The 22,959-nt window shown below is 73.2% G+C and carries 26 protein-coding genes; 20 read left to right on the plus strand and 6 right to left on the minus strand.

The window, feature by feature from the left end:
* The first annotated feature begins 22 nt into the window (after positions 1-22).
* The 7 genes from RB608_RS08940 to nagB all read left to right on the plus strand — a co-directional run bounded on the left by RB608_RS08940 (position 23) and on the right by nagB (position 7,431).
* The gene (locus RB608_RS08940) at positions 23-1,318 is read left to right on the plus strand and encodes an extracellular solute-binding protein (RefSeq protein WP_308087456.1); all 1,296 of its coding nucleotides are present in this window, start codon (positions 23-25) and stop codon (positions 1,316-1,318) included.
* Between the two features lie 166 nt (positions 1,319-1,484).
* The gene (locus tag RB608_RS08945; protein WP_308087457.1) at positions 1,485-2,366 is read left to right on the plus strand and encodes a sugar ABC transporter permease; all 882 of its coding nucleotides are present in this window, start codon (positions 1,485-1,487) and stop codon (positions 2,364-2,366) included.
* Between the two features lie 5 nt (positions 2,367-2,371).
* A complete protein-coding gene (locus RB608_RS08950; protein ID WP_308087458.1) occupies positions 2,372-3,214 on the plus strand; it encodes a carbohydrate ABC transporter permease in 843 nt (280 codons plus the stop codon).
* Entirely contained in the window at positions 3,211-4,644 is a 1,434-nt protein-coding gene (locus RB608_RS08955) for a glycoside hydrolase family 3 N-terminal domain-containing protein (protein ID WP_308087459.1), read from the plus strand. The genes RB608_RS08950 and RB608_RS08955 overlap by 4 nt, the downstream gene beginning before the upstream one ends.
* Positions 4,641-5,540 (plus strand): ROK family protein, encoded by a 900-nt coding sequence (locus RB608_RS08960; protein WP_308087460.1) that lies wholly within the window; start codon positions 4,641-4,643, stop codon positions 5,538-5,540. The genes RB608_RS08955 and RB608_RS08960 overlap by 4 nt, the downstream gene beginning before the upstream one ends.
* The gene (gene nagA / locus RB608_RS08965) at positions 5,537-6,643 is read left to right on the plus strand and encodes an N-acetylglucosamine-6-phosphate deacetylase (RefSeq protein ID WP_308087461.1); all 1,107 of its coding nucleotides are present in this window, start codon (positions 5,537-5,539) and stop codon (positions 6,641-6,643) included. Before RB608_RS08960 ends, nagA begins: the two co-directional genes overlap by 4 nt.
* Complete coding sequence (nagB, locus tag RB608_RS08970; protein WP_308087462.1) at positions 6,643-7,431, plus strand: glucosamine-6-phosphate deaminase; 789 nt, start codon at positions 6,643-6,645, stop codon at positions 7,429-7,431. The genes nagA and nagB overlap by 1 nt, the downstream gene beginning before the upstream one ends.
* A gap of 23 nt (positions 7,432-7,454) precedes the next feature.
* On the opposite strand, the gene RB608_RS08975 is transcribed toward nagB, so the two are convergent.
* Positions 7,455-8,255 (minus strand): exodeoxyribonuclease III, encoded by an 801-nt coding sequence (locus RB608_RS08975; protein WP_308087463.1) that lies wholly within the window; start codon positions 8,253-8,255, stop codon positions 7,455-7,457.
* A 79-nt stretch (positions 8,256-8,334) separates the two neighbouring features.
* Here RB608_RS08975 and RB608_RS08980 point away from each other — a divergent pair, with 79 nt between their 5' ends.
* On the plus strand, positions 8,335-8,844 hold the full coding sequence (locus RB608_RS08980; RefSeq protein WP_308087464.1) for a sigma-70 family RNA polymerase sigma factor: 510 nt from the start codon (positions 8,335-8,337) through the stop codon (positions 8,842-8,844).
* Positions 8,841-9,509: a zf-HC2 domain-containing protein gene (locus RB608_RS08985; RefSeq protein ID WP_308087465.1), complete on the plus strand. Its 669-nt coding sequence runs from the start codon at positions 8,841-8,843 to the stop codon at positions 9,507-9,509. The genes RB608_RS08980 and RB608_RS08985 overlap by 4 nt, the downstream gene beginning before the upstream one ends.
* Here the strand turns inward: RB608_RS08985 and RB608_RS08990 are convergent.
* Both RB608_RS08990 and RB608_RS08995 read right to left on the minus strand, forming a co-directional pair.
* Entirely contained in the window at positions 9,486-9,863 is a 378-nt protein-coding gene (locus RB608_RS08990) for a hypothetical protein (RefSeq protein WP_308087466.1), read from the minus strand. The genes RB608_RS08985 and RB608_RS08990 overlap by 24 nt on opposite strands.
* Positions 9,864-9,918: 55 nt before the next feature.
* Entirely contained in the window at positions 9,919-12,075 is a 2,157-nt protein-coding gene (locus RB608_RS08995; protein WP_308087467.1) for a CDP-alcohol phosphatidyltransferase family protein, read from the minus strand.
* Positions 12,076-12,149: 74 nt separating this feature from the next.
* On the opposite strand from RB608_RS08995, the gene RB608_RS09000 reads away from it, so the two are divergent.
* The 8 genes from RB608_RS09000 (at position 12,150) to RB608_RS09035 (ending at position 19,146) form a co-directional block, all read left to right on the plus strand.
* A complete protein-coding gene (locus tag RB608_RS09000) occupies positions 12,150-13,130 on the plus strand; it encodes a zinc-binding alcohol dehydrogenase (protein WP_308087468.1) in 981 nt (326 codons plus the stop codon).
* A complete protein-coding gene (locus RB608_RS09005; RefSeq protein WP_308087469.1) occupies positions 13,130-13,543 on the plus strand; it encodes a 6-carboxytetrahydropterin synthase in 414 nt (137 codons plus the stop codon). The genes RB608_RS09000 and RB608_RS09005 overlap by 1 nt, the downstream gene beginning before the upstream one ends.
* Positions 13,540-14,562: a glycosyltransferase family 4 protein gene (locus RB608_RS09010; protein WP_308087471.1), complete on the plus strand. Its 1,023-nt coding sequence runs from the start codon at positions 13,540-13,542 to the stop codon at positions 14,560-14,562. Before RB608_RS09005 ends, RB608_RS09010 begins: the two co-directional genes overlap by 4 nt.
* A gap of 60 nt (positions 14,563-14,622) precedes the next feature.
* Positions 14,623-15,513 carry a lysylphosphatidylglycerol synthase domain-containing protein gene (locus RB608_RS09015; protein WP_308087489.1) on the plus strand — a complete coding sequence of 297 codons (891 nt, stop codon included), beginning with the start codon at positions 14,623-14,625 and terminating at the stop codon, positions 15,511-15,513.
* The gene (locus RB608_RS09020; protein ID WP_308087473.1) at positions 15,486-16,175 is read left to right on the plus strand and encodes a dihydrofolate reductase family protein; all 690 of its coding nucleotides are present in this window, start codon (positions 15,486-15,488) and stop codon (positions 16,173-16,175) included. The genes RB608_RS09015 and RB608_RS09020 overlap by 28 nt, the downstream gene beginning before the upstream one ends.
* 143 nt (positions 16,176-16,318) lie before the next feature.
* Positions 16,319-17,137, plus strand: coding sequence for a M57 family metalloprotease (locus RB608_RS09025; RefSeq protein ID WP_308087474.1), 819 nt, complete (start codon positions 16,319-16,321; stop codon positions 17,135-17,137).
* A gap of 117 nt (positions 17,138-17,254) precedes the next feature.
* Positions 17,255-18,328, plus strand: coding sequence for a redox-regulated ATPase YchF (gene ychF / locus RB608_RS09030; protein WP_308087475.1), 1,074 nt, complete (start codon positions 17,255-17,257; stop codon positions 18,326-18,328).
* A gap of 53 nt (positions 18,329-18,381) precedes the next feature.
* Entirely contained in the window at positions 18,382-19,146 is a 765-nt protein-coding gene (locus RB608_RS09035) for a hypothetical protein (RefSeq protein WP_308087477.1), read from the plus strand.
* Positions 19,147-19,160: 14 nt separating this feature from the next.
* Here RB608_RS09035 and RB608_RS09040 read toward each other — a convergent pair whose 3' ends face one another.
* The 3 genes from RB608_RS09040 to RB608_RS09050 are packed head-to-tail and all read right to left on the minus strand — an operon-like array spanning position 19,161 to position 21,042.
* Positions 19,161-19,472, minus strand: coding sequence for a hypothetical protein (locus tag RB608_RS09040; RefSeq protein WP_308087478.1), 312 nt, complete (start codon positions 19,470-19,472; stop codon positions 19,161-19,163).
* Entirely contained in the window at positions 19,469-20,308 is an 840-nt protein-coding gene (locus RB608_RS09045) for a sulfite exporter TauE/SafE family protein (protein WP_308087480.1), read from the minus strand. Before RB608_RS09045 ends, RB608_RS09040 begins: the two co-directional genes overlap by 4 nt.
* Entirely contained in the window at positions 20,305-21,042 is a 738-nt protein-coding gene (locus tag RB608_RS09050) for a GntR family transcriptional regulator (protein ID WP_308087481.1), read from the minus strand. Before RB608_RS09050 ends, RB608_RS09045 begins: the two co-directional genes overlap by 4 nt.
* Before the next feature lie 158 nt (positions 21,043-21,200).
* Between RB608_RS09050 and RB608_RS09055 the strand changes: the two genes are divergently transcribed.
* From RB608_RS09055 to RB608_RS09065, 3 genes are all read left to right on the plus strand, one after another.
* The gene (locus RB608_RS09055; RefSeq protein WP_308087482.1) at positions 21,201-21,404 is read left to right on the plus strand and encodes a (2Fe-2S)-binding protein; all 204 of its coding nucleotides are present in this window, start codon (positions 21,201-21,203) and stop codon (positions 21,402-21,404) included.
* Positions 21,405-21,514: 110 nt separating this feature from the next.
* Positions 21,515-22,003, plus strand: a complete 489-nt coding sequence (gene bfr, locus RB608_RS09060; protein WP_308087483.1) for a bacterioferritin — start codon at positions 21,515-21,517, stop codon at positions 22,001-22,003.
* 81 nt (positions 22,004-22,084) lie between these two features.
* Positions 22,085-22,959, plus strand: an 875-nt coding sequence (locus tag RB608_RS09065) for a DUF222 domain-containing protein (RefSeq protein ID WP_308087484.1), incomplete at its 3' end; no start/stop codon positions are given.

Below are 22,959 nucleotides of genomic sequence, written 5' to 3' on the forward strand. Positions count from 1 at the left end.
GAAGACCGAAGGGAAGCAAGCGGTGCGATTCAACAAGAAGCAGGCGCTCAGGAGCGTGGCCGTCGTAGCGGTCACCGCCCTGCTGGGCGCGACCAGTGCATGCGGATCCGACGACGGTGACGGCGACGGGTCGAAGGGCGGCTCGGGCAAGGCCGAGATCGTGGTCTGGCTCAACGGTGCCGACACACCCGACGATGCGCGGGCCTGGCTGAAGGAGACCTTCGAGGACGAGCATCCCGGCTCCACGCTGACGATCGAGCAGCAGGAGTGGGAGGGGCTCGTCGAACGGCTGACCACGGCCCTCACCTCGACCGACCAGACCCCCGACGTCGTCGAGGTCGGCAACACCCAGGCGGCGACCTTCACCACCGTCGGCGCGTTCAGCGACCTCACGGGCGACCTCGACGGCCTCGGCGGCGACGACCTGCTGCCCGGCTTCGTCGAGGCGGGCTCGGTGGACGGCAAGACCTTCGCGGTGCCCTACTACGCCGGGTCGACCTACGTCTTCTACCGCAAGGACCTCTTCGAGAAGGCCGGCGTCACCGAGGTCCCGGCCACCATGGCCGACTTCGTCGCGGCGGCGAAGAAGCTCAAGCAGGACAGCGGCCAGGCCGACTTCTCGGGCTACTGGCTGCCGGGCAAGGACTGGCGCGACGGCGCGGCCTTCCTCTGGGACGCCGGCGGCGACTTCGCCGCGCCCGACGGCGACGGCTGGCAGGCGACGCTCTCCTCGCCGGAGTCGATCAAGGGACTCGAGACCTTCCAGGACCTCTACACCTCGGCCTCCGGCGCCCCCGCCGACGCCAACGAGTCCGACCCGGTCACGCCGTTCTGCGCAGGCAAGATCGGCATGATGTCGCGCCCCGGCTGGGTCTACGGCATGCTCACCGACGAGGAGAGCGGCTGTCCCGAGCTCGCCGAGCAGGTCGGCGTCTTCGCCCTCCCGGGCAGCGACGGCGCGCCCGCGCCGGTGCTCCTCGGCGGCTCGAACATCGCGATCTCGGCGAAGTCGCCGCACCAGGACCTGGCCCGTGCCGCCGTCGAGCTGATGCTGAGCGAGGACTACCAGACGATCCTCGCCGAGGCCGGCCTCACCCCGGCCAAGCAGTCCTACGCGAGCAAGCTCGGCGACGACGAGTTCGCCCAGGCCACCATCGAGGCGGCGTCGAACGCCAAGCTGACCCCGCCGGCAGCCAGCTGGGCCACCGTCGAGGGCAAGTTCGTCCTCGAGGATCTCTACAGCCGGATCGCGCAGGGCGGCGATGTCGAGAAGCTCGCCGCGGAGGCCGACGAGCAGATCGACGCCGAGCTCAACTGATTGGATTTGCCCGAGCGTGTCGCATCCGGTGCGCGCCGCCGAGCCTCAGTCGCACAGCAGACCATGATGTTGTGCACTAGGCCCCCCGGCGCGCACCGGGCCGCTTCGCCGCCGTGCGCCACGCTGCCGGGCGCCACGCGGCCGTCCGGAGGAAGGGGAGGATCTGATGGGTCGTCGTAGCCTCCCGCTGGGGCTCGTGCTGCCGGCCGTCGCCCTGCTCGCGCTGGCTCTCGGCTACCCGCTGGTGCGGCAGGTGGTGCTGTCGCTCCAGGAGTTCGGGCTCGCCCAGCAGTTCGGTGCGCCGCCGGAGTGGGCCGGGCTCGGCAACTACCGCGACCTGCTGACCGACAGCGGACTGTGGGTCGTGGTGCTGCGCACCGTCGCGTTCTGCTTCGTGAACGCCGGCCTGACCTTCGCCATCGGGCTCGGGTTGGCGCTGCTCATGGCCCGGATGAGCCGACCGGTGCGGATCCTCGCCCAGTGCGGGCTGCTGCTGGCCTGGGCGATGCCGGTCGTGGCGGCGATGACGGTGTGGCAGTTCCTCTTCGACACCGAGTACGGCGTCGTGAACTGGCTGCTGACGAAGGCCGGTGGCGACTTCACCGGCCACGGCTGGCTGCTCGAGCCGTGGTCGTTCTTCCTCGTCGCGACGATCGTCGTGGTCTGGATGAGCGTCCCGTTCGTCGTGTTCACGCTCTACGCGGCCCTCACCCAGGTGCCCGAGGACGTGCTCGAGGCGGCCGAGATCGACGGCGCCGGCACCTGGCAGCGGTTCGTCCACGTCGTGCTCCCGGCAATCCGGCCGGTGCTGCTCGTGGTGATCCTGCTGCAGGTGATCTGGGACCTGCGGGTGTTCACGCAGATCTACACGCTCCAGAAGGCCGGCGGTGTCAGCAAGGACACCAACCTGCTCGGCACCTACATCTACACGCTCGGCATCAAGGGCGGTGACTTCGGCACCGCGGCCGCGGCCGCGATGTTCATGCTGGTGCTGACGATCGTGCTGACCGCGCCGTACGTCCGGCTGATGCTCAAGCAGGAGGACTGATCGCCATGGCCCGTCGTACTCCCGCCCCCGTCCGGGTCGGCGCCGACCTGGTCGGGATCCTGGTCCTGCTGGCCTGTGCGTTCCCGGTCTACTGGATGGTCAGCCGGTCCTTCCTGCCCCGCAACGAGATCAAGGGCGAGGATCCGGTCCTGTTCCCCTGGCGCGGGACGCTCGACAACTACCGCAAGATCCTCGGCGACGCCGACTTCGCGGACGCGATGGTCACCAGCCTGAGCGTGACGCTGCTGACTGTCGGGGTGGCGATCCTGTTCGCATTCCTGGCCGCGGTCGCGGTCAGCAGGTTCCGGTTCCGCGGCCGGCGTACCTTCATCCTCACGCTGCTGCTCATCCAGATGATCCCGGCGGAGGCGCTGTTCATCAGCCAGTACAAGATGCTCGACGGGATGGGCCTGCTCAACTCCGTCATCGGCCTGACCCTCGTGTACGTCGCCAGCGTGCTGCCGTTCACCGTGTGGACCCTGCGCGGGTTCGTCGACGGCGTCCCGCGCGATCTCGAGGAGGCGGCGATGATGGACGGCTGCTCGCGGACCCAGGCGTTCTTCCGGGTCACCCTGCCGCTGCTGGCGCCCGGCCTGGTGGCGACCGGGGTCTTCGGGTTCATCCAGGCGTGGAACGAGTTCACCCTCGCCGTCGTGGTGATGACCGACCCGGCCAAGGAGACGTTGCCGGTGTGGCTGGTCGCCTTCACCGACGCCCGCAGCCGCGGGGTCGACTGGGGCGCGATCATGGCGTCCTCGACGCTGATCACGATCCCGGTGATCGTCTTCTTCCTCATCGTCCAGCGCCGGATGGTCTCCGGTCTGACCGCGGGCGCGGTGAAGGGATGAGCATCGACGACGAGCTGGACGGGGTCGCCGCGCAGGCGCTGCGGGTGCAGCTGGCGTCCTTCGCGGGTCCCGCGCTGCCGCCGGAGTGGGCCGAGCTGCTGGCCGAGGGCCTGGGCGGGATCTGCCTGTTCGGCTCCAACCTCGCCGGCTCGAGCTCGGACGCGGCCGCGTTGGTCGGCGCGATCCGCGGGGCCCGGGCCGACGTCCTGGTCGCGACGGACGAGGAGGGCGGCGACGTCACCCGGCTGCATCCGCGCTCGGCCAGCCCGGTGCCGGGCGCCGCGGTCCTGGGGGCGGTCGACTCCGTCGCGCTGACCCGCCGGGTCGGAGCCGCGGTGGGGGCGGAGTTGGCCGTGGCCGGCATCGACCTCGACCTCGGTCCGGTGGCCGACGTCAACAGCAACCCCGACAACCCGGTGATCGGCACCCGCAGCTTCGGCGCGGAGCCCGCGCTCGTCGCCCGCCACGTGGCCGCCTGGGTGGCCGGGCTGCAGGCCGCGGGCGTGGCCGCCTGCGTGAAGCACTTCCCCGGCCACGGCGACACGGCGCAGGACAGTCACCTGACCCTGCCGGTGCTCCCGGTCGGTCTCGACGTGGCGCGCTCGCGTGAGCTGGTGCCCTTCGCGGCGGCCGTCGCGGCCGGTGCGGCGGCGGTGATGACCTCGCACATCCTCGTCCCGGAGCTGGACCCGTCCGCGCCGGCCACCCTGTCGGCGCCGGTGCTCGGCCTGCTGCGCGCCGAGCTCGGGTACGACGGCGCGATCGTCTCCGACGCCCTCGACATGGCCGGCGCCTCCGCCGGCCGCGGCATCCCGGAGGCCGCCGTCCTCGCCCTCGCCGCGGGCTGCGACCTGCTCTGTCTCGGCCCCGACCAGCCCGCCGCGCTGGTCCGGGAGGTCCAGGCGGCGGTGGTGGCGGCCGTCGCCTCCGGCCGCCTGCCCCGCGCCCGGCTCGACGACGCCGCGGAGCGGGTGGGCCGGATCCGGCGAGGCCTCGGGGCCGGCGGGTCCGGGGGCGGGGAGGACCTGCCCGGGGCCGGCGAGCTGGCGACGGCCGCACGCGCGGCCTGCGTCGTCGAAGGGGTGCTGCCGGACCTGGCCGGGGCACGGCTGGTGAGCGTCGAGACCGAGGCGAACATCGCGGTCGGCGCGGGCCGCTGGGGGCTGGTCCCGGACCTGGTGGCGGCGGGTGGCGACGCCCTTCCGGATGGACCGCTCGTCGTCCAGGTCCGCGACGCGCACCGGCGCCCGGAGGTCGCGGCGATGCTGGCCGCGCACCCGGGGCCGCTGGTCGTCGTCGAATGGGGCTGGCCCGGCCCCCGGGCCGGATGGGAGGACGCGCCGCACGCGCGGATCTGCACCCGGGGCAACGGGCGGCCCTCGATCGCGGCGGTGACCGCGCTGTTGGCAGAGGCGGGGCTGCGCCGGTGACCGCGCTGCTGGGACTCGACATCGGGGCGACCAAGATCCTCGGCGTCGTGGCGTCGCCGCGGGGCGAGGTGCTGGCGTCGCTGCGGGTCGCGAGCCCGACGGGCGGCGAGCCGGTCGTGGCCGCGGCGGCCGAGGTGGTCGCGAAGCTGCGGGCGTCGGTGGGCGCCCCCACGAGCGGAGGGGTGATCGGCGTCGGCATCCCGGGGCTGGTCGACATGGCCCACGGAACCGTGCGCCATGCCGTCAACCTGGGCGTGGCCGACGGGTTCCCGTTCGGTGAGCGGCTCGCCGCCGCGACCGGCGCCCGGGTCGTGCTCGACAACGACGCCAACGCCGCCGCGCTCGGGACGGCGGCGCTGCTCGGGGTCGCCGACCTGGGGTACCTCAGCCTCGGCACCGGACTCGCCGCCGCGCTCGTGCTCGACGGGACCCTGCGCCGCGGCTCGCGCAACGCCGCCGGCGAGATCGGGCACATCCCGATCGACCCGGCCGGTCCGCGCTGCGAGTGCGGGCAGGTCGGCTGTCTGGAGACGGTCGCCTCCGGCTCGGCGATCGCCGCGCTGTGGCCCGGCGACGGGCGGCCCGCCGCCCAGGCACTCTTCGACGCGGCGGCGTCGGGCTCCGCCGCGGCGGTCGCCGTGCGCGACCGGTTCGCAGCGCGGGTCGCGGACGCCGTGCGCCTGGTGGCGCTGACCGTCGACCCGGCCGTCGTCGTCCTCGGCGGCGGGGTCGCGCAGGTCGGGGAGCGGCTCCGGGTCGCGGTCGCCCATGCGCTGGCCGAGCAGGCGGCGGCGTCGCCGTTCCTGCGCTCGCTCGACCTGCCCGGGCGGTTGCGGCTGGCGCCGTCGGAGCTCCCGGTCGCAGCGCTGGGCGCCGCGCTGCTGGGGGCGCGATGAGCTCGCTGCGGGTGGTCGGCGGGTCCGTCGACGTGACGATCGTGGACGGTCGGGTGTCCGCCGACGACCGCCACGACGTGCCCCGGTACGACGCCGGCGGACTCCACGTCCTGCCCGGGCTGATCGACCTCCAGGTCAACGGCGTGGCCGGGATCGACGTGACCCGTGAGCCGGAGCGGCTGTGGGAGGTGGCGGCGGCACTCCCGGTGTTCGGCGTGACGGCCTTCCTGCCGACGGTCATCACCTCGTCTCCCGACGCGCGGACGGCCGCGCTCGCGGCACTGGCGGCGGGACCACCGCCCGGATGGGCCGGTGCCCGGCCGCTCGGCCTGCACTTCGAGGGGCCGATGATCGCGCCCGGGCGCAAGGGCGCCCATCCGGCGTCCTGGCTGGTCCCGCCGTCCGCGGGGGTGACGACCGGCTGGTCGCGGGAGGCCGGCGTGGCGATGGTGACGGTCGCCCCCGAGCTGCCGGGGGCGCTGGACGTCATGGCGTCGCTGGCCGCGCGCGGCGTCGTGGTCGCGGTCGGGCACACCGAGGCGAGCCCCGAGCAGATCGTCGCCGCCGTGGACCACGGCGCCCGATCGGTCACCCACCTCGGCAACGCGATGCCCGCGCTCGCCGGTCGCGCACCGGGCCCGGTCGGCGCCGCCCTGGCCGACCCGCGGCTGGTCGCCGGCGTGATCGCGGACGGGCACCACCTGCACCCCGCGACGCTGGCCGTCTATGCGCGGGCCCTCGGCCCCGGCCGGCTGCTCGCCGTGACGGACTGCACCGCCGCGCTCGGCATGCCGGACGGCCCTGCGCGGCTGGGGGACCAGCCCGTCGTCGTACGGGAGGGGACGGTGCGGCTCGAGGACGGCACCCTCGCCGGCTCGGCGGCATCGCTGCCGCAGTGCCTGCGCGTGCTGCGGGCCGCGACCGGCTGGTCGCTCGCCGAGGCGGTCGGCTGTTGCACCGCGGTCGCGGCCGACCTGCTCGACGACCCGTCCCGAGGGCGGCTGGTCCACGGCGCGCGCGGCGACCTGACCCTGGTCGACGACGAGCTGAACCTGGTCGCGACCGTGGTGGGCGGCCGGTTGCTGCACGGAGGAGGGCACTGATGGAGATCGTCCCGCTGGCGGACGCCGAGCAGGTGGCGCGGCTCGCCGCCGACGTGGTCGAGGGCCTGGTGCGCGCCCGGAGGGGGTCCGCGGTGCTCGGGCTGGCGACGGGCTCGACTCCGCTGCCGACCTACCGCGAGCTGATCCGGCGGCACCGGGCCGGCTCCGGGCCGTCGTACGACGGGGTGCGGTGCTTCACCCTCGACGAGTACGTCGGCCTGCCGGCCGGTCACCCGGAGAGCTATCGCGCGACCATCGCCCGCGAGCTCACCGACCCCCTCGGGATCCCGGCCGACCGGGTGCACGGCCCGTCGCCCGACCCAGACCAGCTCGCGACCGCGGGGGAGCGCTACGAGGAGGCCCTCCGCGCGGCCGGCGGGGTCGACGTCCAGATCCTCGGGATCGGCACCGACGGCCACCTCGCCTTCAACGAGCCCGGCTCGTCCCTCGCGTCGCTGACCCGGCTCAAGACGCTGACCGAGGAGACCCGCCGCGACAACGCGCGGTTCTTCGGGTCCGTCGCCGAGGTGCCGCGACACGTGCTCACCCAGGGCCTCGGCACCATCCTGCGCGCCCGGCACCTGCTGCTCCTCGCCACCGGCGCCGCCAAGGCGGCGGCGCTGGCCGCCGCTGTCGAGGGCCCGCTCTCCGCGTCGTGCCCCGCGTCGGTGCTGCAGCTGCACCCGCACGTCACGGTGCTGGCGGACGGCTCGGCCGCTGCCGGGCTGGCGCGGCGCGACCACTACCGCGAGGTGTACGCCGCCAAGCCGGCGTGGCAGGGACTCTGAGCCGACGGCACGGCCCGCGCTGGTCAGTCGGCGAGGTCGACGACCACCGGAGCGTGGTCGGACGGCGCGCCGGCGAACACCGCCGGGTCACGCTCCTCGCGGTCGATGAAGGCGCTGGTGACCCGCTCGGCGAAGGAGGCCGACCCGAGCACGAAGTCGATCTTCAGCCCGCGGTCGCGCTCGAAGCGCTGCCGGTAGTAGTCCCAGTACGTGTAGCCCGGGGCGTGGGAGCGGGTGACCTCGGACCAGCCACCATCGAGGAAGGCCTGGAAGGCGGCCCGCTCGGCGGGGGTGACGTGGGTGGAGTTCTTGAACTGGGCGACGTCGAAGACGTCGTCGTCGGTGGGGCAGATGTTCCAGTCGCCGACCAGCGCCGTCGGCACGTCGAGCCACGAGGAGGCGGCTGCGCGCAGCCGCGAGAGCCAGTCCAGCTTGTAGACGTAATGGGGGTCGTCGGGCTTGCGGCCGTTGGGGACGTAGAGGCTCCAGATCCGTACCCCACCGCCCCCGCCTGCGGTTCCCACCAGTGCGCCGAGCGCACGGGCCTCGACCTCGAGCGCGTCGCCGAAGCCGGGCTGCTCGGGGAAGCCGACGGTGACGTCGTCGAGGCCGACCCGGCTGAGGATCGCGACGCCGTTCCACTGGTTGAGGCCGTGGGCGGCGACCTCGTAGCCGCGCGCCTGCAGCCCCATCAGCGGCAGCTGCTCCTCACGGGCCTTGGTCTCCTGGACGGCGAGCACGTCGATGTCGTGCCGGTCGAGGAAGGCTTCGACGCGGTCGATCCGCGTGCGCAGGGAGTTGACGTTCCAGGTGGCCAGTCGCACCGGTCAACCCTAGTCTGCACGGAGGCGGCCCGTTGAACCGAGCGGGCCTCCGGGTCGTATCCCCAGCCGGGAGGTGCGGATGACCGAGGACCCGGCCACGGCGATGCAGGTGCTGTACGACGAGCACGCGGCAGCCCTGTGGGGCTTCTGTCTGCACCTGACCGGCAACGATCGGGCGCGAGCCGAGGATGTCGCCCAGGAGACGATGCTGCGGGCCTGGCGCAACGCCGCGGTGCTCACGGAGTCGAGAGGCTCGGTCCGCTCCTGGCTGTTCACGGTCGCCCGCAATATCGTGATCGACGAGTGGCGTGCCCGCCGCGGGCACCGCGAGTTCGCGACCGCGGAGCCGCCGGGCGAGGTCGCCGCCGACGGCACCGACGAGCTGCTGCTGTCCTGGGTCGTCGCCGACGCGCTGCGGCAGCTCTCCGACGACCACCGGGCGGTGCTCGTCGAGTGCTACTACCGCGGCCGCTCGGTGGCCGAGGCCGCCCGCCGCCTCGACATCCCGGAAGGAACCGTGAAGTCCCGCACCCACTATGCCCTGCGTGCTCTGCGCCTGATCCTCGAGGAGACGGGGGTGGCGTCGTGAGCTGCCCGTACACCCGGCTCGACGGCGCCTACGTCCTCGGTGCGCTGGCCGCGGGGGAGCGGGCGGAGTACGAGCGGCACCTGCCGGGCTGCGCCGACTGCTCGCGCGCCCTGCGCGACCTGGCCGGTCTCCCGGGCCTGCTGGGCCGCGTGCAGCCGGATGCTGTCGAGCAGCTGCGGCCGGCCGAGCCGATCCCCGTCACGCTGCTGCCCGCCATGGTGGCGCAGGTACGCCGGTCGCGGGGCCGGCGTCGTGCCGTGATCGCCTCGACCGTGGCCGCGGCCGCGGTCCTGCTCCTGCTGGTGGCGGTGGGGATCGGCACCACCCTGGGCGACGACGGCCCGCGGCCGAGCCCACAACTCGCCGCCGCCCAGCGGATGGACGCCCTCGGCACCGGGTCCTCCGGCTGGGTGGCGCTGACCGCACGCCGGTGGGGGACGCAGATCGACCTGACCTGCAGCTACCAGGGCCCGGAGACCGGGCCGGCGTCGTACGTCCTCGTCGTGACGGCGACCGACGGCCGCTCGGAGCAGGCCGGCACCTGGCGCACGGAGCCGGGGCGGGAGGTCCACGTCACCATGGCGACGTCGGTGGCACCCGACGACATCGCGGCCGTCGAGGTCCGGACGGAGTCGGGCTACTCAGTCCTCCGCCTGGCGGAGTGAGCGGAGCCAGCCCTCGGCGTACGCCGCCGCCACGGCCACCACGACGGCGAGGATCTCGGCGAGCGCGGCCACCCACGCGTACCAGCTGTCCCACGTCGTGTGGATGCCGAACAGGCCCTCGGTCGTGGCGATGACGAACGCCACGAGGGTGGTGGCGCCGAGGCCGGCGAGCAGGAGCAGCGGGACCCAGCTCCGCCAGGCCACCAGGAGGACGGCGATCGCGATGCCCGCGACCACGTTGACCACGAACAGCGCGCCGACCGTGCCCTGGTCGCGCACGCCGTCGAACCACAGGTAGAGGTGCACCGCCGCGGTCACCACGGCCGCCAGCGCACCGATCACTCGCATGCCCATCGCGCACACTCCGATCGCTCGTTTGAGGGGAATACGCGCCGGAGGGGCGCTCGGTTCACTCCGCCGGCCCGTAGGCCGTCAGCAGCCGGTCGCGGAAGGCGTCCATCCGCCACACCGGCGCGTCCGGTGAGGGACGGATCCCGGGCTCCCAGGCCCAGTCCCCGATCCGCCGGATCACGCCGGGATCCTGTGCCAGCACCGTGACCGGTACGTCACGGCCGGGGTCCTCGCCGCTCACGAACGAGTGCGGCTGGTGGTCGCCGGCGATGACCACCACGCGATTCGGGTCGGGGTAGGTGGTGAGGAAGGAGATCAGCGTCCGCCACGTGTAGCGCACCGATGCGGCGTAGTTGCGCTGGGCGGTCCGGGGATGCTGATCGCCGTCGACCGCCGCCTCCCCGCGGTCGGGCATGCCGTCGTACACGGATCCGTCGCCGACGTCGGCCCACGGGACCTCCGCCGGCAGCGGAGCCCACGGGTGGTGACTCGAGACCAGGTCGACCTCGGCGAACACCGGCCTTCGCTCCCTGGGGGTGAGCTCGACGCGACGGAGGTGGTCGAGGGTGTACTGGTCCGGCATCGACGCATACCCGAACCGCGGCCCGCGGTAGCCGACGTCACGGGAGTCGTAGAGCCGGTCGAAGCCGTAGTACGCCGCCCCCTCGGGCCAGTCGCGGGTGTTGGCCGGTACGTCGAACACGGTGCGCCATCCCGCGCGGTCGAAGGCGGCGGTCAGGCTGAGCCGGTCGCTGTCGAGGAGCTGCCCGTAGCGGCGCTCGCTGTCGGCCCACACCCCCGACTGCAGGGTCGCGTGCGCCAGCCAGCTGCCGGCGCCGAAGGTGGGCGAGGTCAGGAACGCGCTGCGCGCGTCGTAGCCGGCGGCGGCCAGCTCCCGGTCCCCCTGCTCCAGCACGTCGACGACCGACGGCGCGAACCAGCTGTCCTCGAGCGCCACCCGGCCGTAGCTCTCGAACCAGACCAGCAGCACGTCCTTCCCCAGCAGGCCGGCCAGCAGCCGGTCACCGGGGGTCGCGGCGAAGGCGTCGGTCGCGATCACCCGGGCGAAGACGGCCGTGTCGCGGTGGTCGGCGCGGACCTGGTCGACGGTGTCGACCACCAGGCCCGCGGAGCCGGCGGCGGCGACCCGGTCGACCGGCCCGCCGAAGGCGGCGCAGACGACCCACACGGTGCCGAGCGCCGCGAGCGTGCGCCAGGTCGTTCGCGGGTGCTCGGCCGACACGCGGGCGACACGGGACGCGGCCCAGGTCAGCACGCCCGCCAGCCCCGCGACCAGCGCCACCGCACCGGCGGCGAGGAGGACCGCCTGCGGCGTCCCGCGGGTGTCGCGGACGACCTCGTACCCCTTGGACAGATACGACCAGTCGCCGAGCACGTGGAAGGGCCGGTCGAGGTAGACGTCGAAGCCGAGGCCCAGCCCACGCAGCACCACCAGTGCCGTGACCACCGGTCCGAGCACGACGGCGAGGACGCGCCGCCCGCGCGCCGGCAGCACGATCGCCACGCCGGCCAGGGCCAGTCCCTCCACGGGGATCCGGGCGATGTCGCCGAGGCCGATGCCGTCGGCCACCCGCGGCGGGGCGAGCGCCACCCACAGGGCGACCACCGCGACGGCGCTCACCAGTCCGGAGGGCGGGAGGCGGACGGGCTCGGGGTCGTGCCGGTGCCGCCACTGCCACACGACGTCGTGGCCGAAGGACTCGACGAGCAGCAGCAGGGCCGCCCCCACGGCCACGCCGGCCACGGACACCGGCAGCACCCCGGACGTCGCCACCGTCAGGACGACGCCCTGGACGGCGGCGACCACCTTGGCCCAGTAGCGCGGCGGAGTCGGCCGGCGCAGCCACGGCAGGGCCCACCCGGCCAGGACGTACGCGTAGCGCATCGCGCCGATCGCGAGCACCCACCAGCCGAGCCGTGGTGCCACGTGGACGCTGAGCACCGCGATCAAGAACGCGTCGGTCTCCATGTCGAAGCGGGCACCGAACGCGCTCGAGGTGCCGGTACGGCGCGCGACGTACCCGTCGACGGCGTCGAGGAGCAGTGCCACGCTGCTCAGGGCCACCAGGACGGCGGTCATGCGTCCGGTCAGGGGGTCGCCGAGGCCGCGGACGGCCAGCACCGCGACGCCGCCGGCCAGGACCGCGCGCACGGCGGTCACCCCGTCTGCCGGGCCCACCTGAACCCGATCCATCCCACCTCCGTGTCCTCGGTCGTACAGACTGCTACGACGGACGCAGGACGCCGGTTCAACGAGAGGAGCCCGCGGTGGTCGAGGAGGCCCGTGCGTACTGGATCGACGCCCCGGGGCGGGGCGGGATCAGGACGGTCCCGCTCCCCGAGCCGCGGGCCGGCGAGGTGCTGGTCCGGGCCCTGCGCTCGGGCATCAGCCGCGGCACCGAGTCGCTGGTCCTCGGCGGCCGGGTGCCGCCCAGCCAGTACGCCGCCATGCGGGCGCCCTTCCAGGAGGGCGACTTCCCCGGGCCCGTGAAGTACGGCTACCTCAGCGTCGGCGTCGTCGAACACGGCCCGGCGGAGCTCGTGGGGCGCACCGTCTTCTGCCTGCACCCCCACCAGACGGCGTACGTCGTGCCGGCCGCTGCCGTGGTCCCGGTGCCGGCGGGCGTGCCGGTCGCGCGCGCGGTGCTGGCCGGCACGGTCGAGACCGCCGTCAACGCGCTGTGGGACGCGCCGCCGCTGCTCGGCGACCACGTCACCGTGGTCGGCGCGGGTGCGGTCGGCTGCTGTGTCGCCCGGCTGGCGGTGGGCGTGCCCGGGGTGCGCGTGACCCTCGTCGACACCGACCTCGGCCGCGCGGAGGTCGCGGCGGCGCTGGGGGTCGGCTTCGCGGGGCCGGAGACCGACCCGGGCCGCAGCGACCTGGTCGTGCACACCAGCGCGACCGAGGTGGGGCTGCGCCGGGCGCTCGAGCTGGTGGCGCCGGAGGGCACCGTCCTCGACCTGTCCTGGTACGGCGACCGGGCGGTCAGCCTGCCGCTCGGCGAGGCCTTCCACTCCTCCCGGCTCACCCTGCGCAGCAGCCAGGTCGGCGCGGTCGCGCCCGCGCGGCGCGGCTCGCGCGGCCACCGCGACCGGCTCCTGCTCGCGTTGGACCTGCTCCGGGACCCGGCCTTCGACGTCCTGCTCACCGGCTGCTCGCCGTTCGACGAGTTGCCCGAGGTGATGGCGCGGATCGCTGCCGGGGAACTGCCGGGCCTGTGCCACTCGATCGACTATCAGGAGCCGTGATGTTCAAGGTGACCGTCCGCGACCACATCATGATCGCCCACAGCCTGCGGGGGGAGGTGTTCGGACCGGCCCAGCGCCTGCACGGCGCGACCTACGTCGTCGACGCGACCTTCGCCGGACCGGACCTCGACGCCGACGGGATCCTGGTCGACATCGGCCGCGCCACCGAGGTCGTGCGTGAGGTCCTCGGCCGCCTGCACTACCGCAACCTCGACGACGACACGATGCGCGACGAGGTGGGCGTGGCCGGACCGAACAGCTCGACCGAGGTGCTCGCCCGCTGGGTCGCGGACCGGCTCGCGGAGCGCGCCCACGCCGGCGATCTCGGGCCGGGCGGGCGGAGCCTGACGGGGATCGAGGTGACGCTGCACGAGTCACACATCGCGCGAGCGAGCTACGAGCGGGCACTGTGACGGTCCACCTCGTGGTGCCCGACGGCATCGACGACCCGCGGCGACCGAGCGGGGGCAACGTCTACGACCGTCGGTTGGCCGCAGCGCTGGGGGCGCCGGGCCGGCCGGTGCGCGAGCACCGGGTCGGCGTCGACGGCCTCGCCCGCGTGCTCGCGGGACTTCCCGACGCAGCGGTGGTCCTCGTCGACGGGCTGGTCGCGTCGACCACCGGCGTCCTGGTCGCGGAGAGCGGCCGGCTCCGGGTGGCGGTGCTGCTGCACATGCCGGGATCCGGGCCGGCGGAGCCGGCGGTGCTGGGCGCCGTCGCCGCCGTCGTGACGACGAGCGGGTGGGCGCGCCGCTGGGTGCTCGACCGGCTTCCGGTCACCCCCGGGCGGGTGCACGTGGCGGCGCCGGGCGTCGACCCGGGTCCGCTCGTCGCGGGGTCGGCGTCCGGGAGTGACCTGCTCTGCGTCGGGCCTCTCACCCCCGCCAAGGGGTACGACGACCTGCTCGTCGCGCTCGCCGAGGTCCGCGACCTCGCCTGGACGTGTCGGTGCGTCGGGGCGCTCGACGTGGCGCCGTCGTACGCCGCGGGGCTGCGCGACCGCGTCCGGCGGCTCGGCCTCGCCGACCGGATCGAGCTCGTCGGTCCGCTGCCGCCGGCCGGCCTCGACGAGCTCCGCTCGGTGAGCGACCTCGTCCTCGCACCCTCGCACCGCGAGTCGTACGGCATGGCGCTCGCCGAGGGCCTGGCCCGCGGGCTGCCGGCGATCGCGACCGATGTCGGCGGCCATCCCGAGGCGCTGGGGGCGGCCGGTGACGGGACGCTGCCGGGAGCTCTCGTGCCGACCGGCGACCCGGCCGCGCTCGCGGAGGCGCTGCGGGCCTGGCTCCGCGACCCCGCGCTGCGCGAGCGGTGGCGACGTGCGGCCGCCTCCCGCAGCGCGGGCCTGGGCACCTGGGAGCGCACCGCGGCGGAGGTGGCCGCCGTACTGAACCGGATCGCTCCCCGCGCCGTAGGCAGCAGCGAGGGCTAGCGAGAGGAGGCCGCCATCGACGGGACCACCGGCCGGGCCGCGCTCCGGGCGCGCCTCCGGCTGTTCGCTGCCGCGGTGATCCTGGCGGTCCTCGCGGCCCGGCTGGGCGCCGAGCCCTTCCTCGACGGGCTGCGCCACACCGACCCCCGTGGTCTCCTGGCCGCGCTGGCCGTCACGGCCGTGACGACCGCCTGCTGTGCGCGCCGGTGGAGCCTGATCGCTCACGGGCTCGGCGTCGGGATCTCGTTCGGGGCGGCGTACCGGACCTGCTATCGCGCCCAGCTCCTCAACGCCACCCTCCCCGGCGGCGTCCTGGGCGACCTGCACCGCGGCTACCGGCACGGCCGGGACACCGCGGCACTCGGGCTCGGCCTGCGCTCGGTCGCCTGGGACCGGGGGAGCGGCCAGGTGGTGCAGGCCGGGCTGGCCGTGGGCGTCGTCCCCCTGCTGCCCGGCGTGCTCCGGGGCTGGGCGGCGGGGGTGCTCGCCGCCGTCCTGGTGGTGGCCGCGGTGGTCGTCGCGGTGGCCCGGCGCGAGGCCGTCGCCGCTCTCGGCGGGGTGTGGCCGCGGGTACTGCTGCTCTCGGCGGTCGCGGCCGGCGGCCATGTCGTGGTGTTCCTGGTCGCGGCCCGCACCGCGGGGGTGGACCTGTCGACGCCGCGGCTGCTGGCACTGGCTCTCGTGGTCCTCCTGGCCTCGGCGATCCCGGTCGGCATCGCCGGCTGGGGTCCCCGCGAGGGTGCGGCCGCCGGGGCCTTCGCCGCCGCCGGGCTCGGCGCGGCCACGGGCGTCGAGGTGGCGGTCGTCTACGGCGTCATGTCGCTCGTCGCCACGCTGCCGGGCATCCTGGTGCTCCGCACGCGGCCGACGTCGGCCGCACCGTCGCTCACACCGTCGGCCGGGGCGGGGAAGGGAGGGTCCGCATGGGCGATCGGCCCTACGTCCTCCTGAGCTGCAGCATCTCGCTCGACGGCTACCTCGACAGCGCCGGCGAGGAACGGCTGCTGCTGTCGAACGACGCGGACTTCGACCGCGTCGACGCGGTGCGTGCGGGCTGCGACGCGATCCTGGTGGGCGCCGCCACGGTCCGCAACGACGACCCGCGACTGCAGATCCGCTCAGCCGAGCGCCGCCGGCGCCGGGTGAAGCAGGGCCGGCCGGAGGGTCCGGTCAAGGTGACCTTGACATCGCGGGGCGACCTCGACCCCCGGGCGCGGTTCTTCACCCACGGCGACGGCGAGAAGCTGGTCTACTGCCCGGACCCGACGGTGCCCGAGCTCGAGCGCCGGATCGGTCCACTGGCCAAGGTGGTCGCCCTGGGCGGCGAGGTGCGCATGGACGCGCTGGCCGCGGACCTCGGCGCGCGCGGCGTACGGCGGCTGATGGTCGAGGGCGGTGGGTCCGTGCACACCCAGTTCCTGATCGCGGGGGTCGCCGACGAGCTGCACCTCGTCGTGGCGCCCTTCTTCGTCGGAGACTCCCGCGCGCGCCGGTTCGTCGGCGACGGCGCCTTCCCCTGGTGCGCCGAGCGCCGGGCGGAGCTGGTCGAGAGTCGTGCCATCGGCGACGTGGCGCTGCTGCGCTACGCGCTGTCGGACCGCTTCGAGCGTTGAGGCTCGGCGGGCACGGGGGTCCGTGGCTCACATTCGTGCAGCCTCCGACCCTGCTCCTTTCTGAGCCGCAAGATCTCTTGTCGGCGGTGGGGCGGCGGCGTTTCGATGTGCGCGAAGCACCCCTTCCATCGAAAGGTTCTTGCATGTTGTCTTCTCGGGTCCACAAGATCTCCGCCGGAGTCGCGTGCCTCGTCGCTGCCTTCGCCGGCGCGGCGGTGTCGGCGTCCGCAGGTGCCAACAGCACCGCGGACGTGCCGACGTTCCGTGAGTTCGAGTCCTCGACGTACGTCGACGTCGACGGTGCCTATGTCGTCAACGGTGACGAGGCTGTCAGCACCCGGGCCGAGCTCCGCAGGTTCTACGACCGCATGGTCGGCACCAGGACCAAGGACAACGGTCTGGTCGTCAACACGGTGGGCGGTCGCGACGACAGGTGGAGCGCCGCCCAGGCCGTCAACCTGACCTACTGCGTCAGCACACGGTTCGGCACCCGCCACGCGGACATCGTGGCCGCGATGAGCGCCGGCGCCGGGCTCTGGGAGGCCGCGACGTCGCGGATCGACTTCGCCTACGTCCCCGCCCAGGACGCCAGCTGCAACGTCCGCAACAACAACGTGCTGTTCTCGGTCGAGCCGGTCAGCACCTCGCAGTACATCGCGCGGGCCTTCTTCCCCAGCACCGCCAAGCGGCAGCGCAACGTGCTCGTCGACGACTCGATCTGGAGCTCGGGCACCTGGGAGCCGGGCGACATCCTCGGCCACGAGCTCGGCCACACCCTCGGCTTCCGGCACGAGCACACCCGCCCGGAGTCGGGCACCTGCTTCGAGGACAACAACTGGCGGCCGCTGACGCCGTACGACGCGTCGTCGATCATGCACTACCCGCAGTGCAACGGGAGCTCGGCCGACCTGGAGTTCCAGGCGTCCGACGCGGCGGGGGCCCGGGCTCTCTACGGCTCCTGACCGGCGCGGCGGCGTGGACGGGGCTCTCGCTCGGGGGACGCCCCGCCCACGCCGCCGCCCATGCCGCTGTTGCGGCGATGCGAGTGGCCGGGCCGCGCGGCCATAGAATCGCCCCCCGTGGCACTCACCATCGGCATCGTCGGTCTCCCCAACGCGGGCAAGTCGACGCTCTTCAACGCGCTGACCAAGAACGACGTCCTCGCGGCGAACTACCCGTTCGCCACCATCGAGCCCAATGTGGGCGTGGTGGGCGTGCCCGACCCGCGGCTCGGCAGGCTCGCCGAGATCTTCGGCTCCGAGCGACAGCTGCCCGCGACCGTCGAGTTCGTCGACATCGCCGGCATCGTCCGCGGCGCCTCGCAGGGCGAGGGCCTCGGCAACAAGTTCCTCGCCCACATCCGCGAGTCCGCGGCCATCTGCCAGGTGACCCGCGTCTTCCGCGACGAGGACGTGACCCACGTCGACGGCGAGGTCAACCCCGGCAACGACATCTCCACCATCCAGACCGAGCTGATCCTGGCGGACCTCGAGACGGTGGAGAAGTCCGTCGTACGGCTGGAGAAGGAGGCGCGCAAGGTCAAGGAGCTCGCCGCCAACCTGGAGGCTGCTCGCGAGGCGAAGGAAGCGCTCGAGGCGGGTACGCCGATCATCGCCACCTCCATCGACCGCGCCCTGCTGCGCGAGCTCTCGCTGCTGACCGCCAAGCCGTTCATCTACGTCTTCAACTGCGACGCCGACGAGCTCCAGGACGACGCCCTCAAGGCGAAGATGCGCGAGCTCGTCGCCCCCGCCGAGGCGATCTTCCTCGACGCGAAGTTCGAGTCGGAGCTGATCGAGCTCGACGACGAGGAGGCCGCCGAGTTCCTCGCCGAGGCCGGTGTCACCGAGCCCGGGCTGGAGGTGCTGGCCCGTGTCGGCTTCGACACCCTCGGCCTGCAGACCTACCTCACCGCCGGCCCCAAGGAGTCGCGCGCCTGGACGATCGCCAAGGGCGCCACCGCCCCCGAGGCCGCCGGCGTCATCCACACCGACTTCCAGAAGGGCTTCATCAAGGCCGAGGTCGTCTCCTTCGACGACCTGGTCACCGCCGGGTCCATGGCCAAGGCCAAGGAGGCCGGCAAGGTCCGGATGGAGGGCAAGGACTACGTCATGGCCGATGGGGACGTGGTGGAGTTCCGCTTCAACGTGTGAGCTCGGTTCCGACTGTCGATTTCCGGCCACGCTGGCCCCGTGGGTGCAATACGGTGCCGCGCATGCGTGTTCACACTTCTTTGACCTGGCTGCTCGCCGCCGCTCTCAGCAGTGCCCTCGTCGGATGCTCCTCAGGTGACGGGGAAGGCTCGCGCGTGATCGGAACCGACGGAGGTTCCGGTGACTCCTCGTCGAAGGAAGACGCCAGCGCCGCTGCGGAGGCCGAGGACTTCGTCGTCACCAGCGGCTTCACGACGGGTGAGGACTCCATCGGCACCCGGTACACGTCCGCCGGCGCTCGACTGACCAATCCCAACAGGGATCTGGCCGCCTACGACGTACAGGTGCTGTTCAACCTCGTCGGCTCCAACGGCGACGTCCTGGACACGACGTCGGAGACCGTCTACTACGTGGCTCCGGGCGAGACCGTGCCAGTTGCTCCTCTCCAGATCGGCTTCGAGGCACCCGAGGTGCCGGCCGAGTTGCAGGTCCAGGTCGTCGGTGAGTTCGTCAAGGACGAAGGACCTCGGGGAGCCTTCGGCGGCGAAGGCGCGATCCTCGATTTCGTCGGTGGGAAGATCAACAAGGGCGAGTACGGCAACGAACTGACCGCCCAGGTCAAGAACCTCACCGAGGTCGTCGTTGAACTCCCGGAGTGGGACTGCATCTACCTGCAGGGCGACAAGATCGTCGGCGGTTCCTCGTCTACGATCACCGACCCCATTCCACCTGGTACCACGGTGCAGTTCGGCGAGTCGCTGAGCCCGGACTCGCTGATGGCCCCGACGGTTGAGTGCCGCGTCGTAGCGGATCTGTAGGCGCGGCTGTCTGTTCAGGCCATGACTCCGACGACGACTGCTGCGATCACCAGGGCGAGGACGACGAGGCTGATCGTCGCGTAGGACCTCTCGGCGAGGCGGGCGAAGTGGCCCGCCATCAGCACCAGCCTGAGCACCGGCAGCAGGACCAGGAGACCGCATCCGCTGCCGAGGAGGACCGTCGCGATACCGGTCGCTCCCGCGGGGCGGAGGCAGGCGCCGGCGACGAGGAGCGCCGAGGCGCCAGCAGTGCCGACGCGCATCAGAGTGGCGATCCGGCCGGCCAGGGCCTGGTCCGCGGCGGCGGACGCCGCAGCCGAGGTCATGCCGAGACTCCCCAGTGCAGGCCGAATGCGTTCGCCGCCATGGGCACGGCGACGACCAGCAGCACGGTCGTGAACACGGCGCGCAGCCACCGCGCGGCGGTGCGGACGAGGAACCTGGCTCCGAGCACCGATCCGGCGAGTGAGCCGAGGACGACCGGTGCCGACAGGTCGAGGTCGAGTCTGCCGGAGAGCAAGTAGGCGGCCGCCGCGCCGCACGCGGTGACGCCGATCATCAGGTTCGCGGTGGCCGACGAGGCTTTGATGGGCAGTCTCATGGCGGCGTCCATCGCCGGGATCTTGAGGACGCCGCTGCCGATCCCGAGCAGCGCCGAGAGCGATCCGGCGGCGAACATCAATGCGACGCCCCAGGGCAGCCGGACCACCTGATAGGTGACGGTGCGTCCGGTGTGATCGACGAACGCACCGCTCAACCGGGGCCGTTGCCGAGGCGGGTGCCGGGGGCCGCGGTCGTTGCGGCCGGCCGCCATCTGCAGCGCGGAGACGAGGAGGACGACCGCGAAGATCCCGTACAGCACAGGGCGGGGGATGGCGCCGACGACGAGCACGCCGACCAACGCCCCGAAGGCGGTCGCCACCTCGAGGACGACGGCCAGACGCAGGTTCGTCAGGCCCGCCGTGAGGAACTGAGGGGCGCTGGCGCAGGAGCAGGCCACGACCGAGACGAGGCTCACGGCGACCGCGTCGGGGAAGGACGCGCCGGCCACCAGGGTCAGCAGCGGGACCACGAAGATGCCGCCGGCCATGCCGAGGGCGCCCCCGAGCGCGCCGGCCGCGAGCGAGCCGGCGAACAGGATCGAGAAGAGCCCGAGACTCACTGCTCCTGTCCCGGTGTCCGAGCCCGAGGCAGGCGGGTGGTGAAGGTGATGGCGTCGCCGCGGTAGTGCAGGACCTCATAGTCGACCGGCCGCAAGCCCGACGTGTACGACGTCCGTTCGATGCGGAAGATGGCACTTCCCTCGGCGACCTCCAACGCGTCGGCGAGGACGGCGTCGGCAGTGCTGGCCCGCATCGCGTAGGAGGCCTCGGTCAGCGGCGTACCGTGGCGCGACTCCAGCAGGGTGAAGATCTGCTCGTTCTCCAGGTCGTCCTGTGCGACGAGCCGGCCGAGGTCGGTGGGCAGATAGGTGTCGTCGAAGGACACCGGGTGCCCGACGGCCAGGCGCACGCGCTGGATGCGAGTGACCCTCGCCCCGAGCGGCAGGTCCAGCGCCGCCCGGACGTCGGGTGGCGCGGCGATCTCCTCGACGCGAAGCACGCGTGCGCGCGACGGGAGTCCGTGCGCGTCCATGTCCTCGACGAAGCCGGTCAGTGCGGTGAGGGACTGCGTGAAGCTCGGGACGGCGACGAAGCTGCCCTGCCCCCGGCGGGTGACGACGAGATTGCGCGCCACGAGGTTCTGGACCGCCCGGCGCACGGTGATCCGGCTGACCCCGAACTCGTCGATCAGCTCGTCCTCGGTGGGGAGCCGATCACCGGGGTGGAGGCTCACACCGAGTCGTGCGACGAGCGACTGCTCGACCTGTGCGTAGAGGGGCGCGTTCGTACCCATCGTGTCATTAGATCATGTTGTTATAACAACCGATCGGCGGGGAGCGGGCCGCGCTCGTCGAGGCCGAGACGGACGCCGGCGGCCGATCGCGCTGCGGTCGCGAGCTCGGCGTGAGATGCCGCTTTCCCGCTGGACTTAGGTTCGGCTAACCTACAGTCATGATCGTCTGCCAGTGCCGCGTCGTCACGGACCGTGACGTCGATGCTGCCCTGGCTGAGGGGGCGCTGTCGGTCGGCGCGGTGTGCCGGTCGACGGGCGCGGCCCAGAACTGCGGGTCCTGCATCTTCTCGGTGAAGGCGCTGGTGCAGCAGCACCACGAGCGCGAGTGCGCCCACCTCCAGGCGGACGGCGCGGCGAGCTGATCGACGGACTCCGCGGTCCGGGCCCGACTCCGGCCGGCCAACTGAGTCTGTCCTCATCCCGGGTGGCGTGTGCCAGCATCGGCGGCAGGTTCCCCAGCCGGAGGTGTGTCATGCAGCCAGTCGATCCGCGCGTCGTCGAGCTCCTCAACGAGGCACTCACGTTCGAGCTCACGGTCACCAACACCTACTTCCTGCATGCCCGGATGCTCGACAACTGGGGTCTGCCGAAGCTCGGGAAGGTGTTCTACGACCTCTCCATCGACGAGATGCGCGACGCCGACGACCTGATCAACCGGATCCTGATGTTCGACGGGCACCCCAACGTCCAGCGGCTGGGCGCCATCCAGGTGGGGGAGACGGCCGAGGAGATGCTCGACCTCGCCTTGGCCAGCGAGCGCGCCGCGGTCGCGCAGTTCAACGCGGCGGCGGAGGAGTGCCACCAGCTCGGGGATCACGGGACCGCCGCGGTCTTCGAGGAGATGGTCCGCGACGAGGAGAAGCACGCCGACTGGTTCGAGAGCCAGGTCGACGCGATCAGCCGCGTCGGCGCTCAGCAGTACCTCGCCCAGCACATCGGTGCCGGGGACGGCCCCGCCTAGGCGGGCCCCCGATCGCGGGTCGCGGCCTGGCGTGTCCGGCGGGAGTGGGGTTGTGTCGTACCGCTTTGATGGGGTGTCGGCATGGTCAGTGAAGAGGCGGTGACGGGTCTGGAGGACCTGTCGGTGGTGGGGGTGCTCGACTTCGTCGAGCGTCGTCATGCCGCCCGCCTGGAGGCCGAGCGGGACATCCTGCGGGCGGCGTACCAGTGGGCGGTGCTGCACCACCCCGACCGACTCCCGGCGTCGGATCGCCGCGGCCGTGCCCGGGCCAAACGGGCTGGTGGGGTCGGGACCCCGCCGGTCACCGAGCACGCCGCGACCGTCTTCGGCGCCCGGGTCCAGACCAGCCCCTACGGCGCACGCAGGTTGATCGCCGACGCGGTCGACCTCCAGTTGCGCCTCCCCCAACTGTGGGCCGGGATCGAGGCCGGCACCGTCCGGGTTCCGCATGCCCGGCATGTCGCCGACGCGACCCGCGACCTGACCCGGGAGGAGGCGGCGTGGGTCGATGGTGAGGTGCACGAGGTCGCGGACGGGCGTCTGGCGTGGTCCCGGTTCGAGACCCTGGTCGCGGGCAAGGTCGCCGCCGCGGCCCCCGAACTCGCCCGCGAGCGAGAGGAGGTCGCCGCGAAGGAGCGGTGTGCCCGGATGAGCCGGGTCAACCAACACGGCATGGCCACGTTCTTGATCAGGGCCGACGCGGTCACCATCGCCGGGATCGACGCCGCGGTCACCGCGGTCGCCGACAGGTTGAAGGAGCGGCTGCCCGACGCGAGCGTGAACGACCGCCGCGTCGCCGCCGCGGCCCTGCTCATGAACCCGACCACCCATCCTGATCTCGGTGAGGACGTGGGTCCGGTCAAGGTACGGGCCAAGGTCTACCTGCACCTGTACGCCGACTCACCCATCGCCCGACTCGAGGGCCACGGCCCGGTCACCATCGGCCGCCTCACCCA

This window comes from Nocardioides sp. LHD-245 (assembly GCF_030929495.1).
Taxonomy (GTDB): Bacteria; Actinomycetota; Actinomycetes; order Propionibacteriales; family Nocardioidaceae; genus Nocardioides.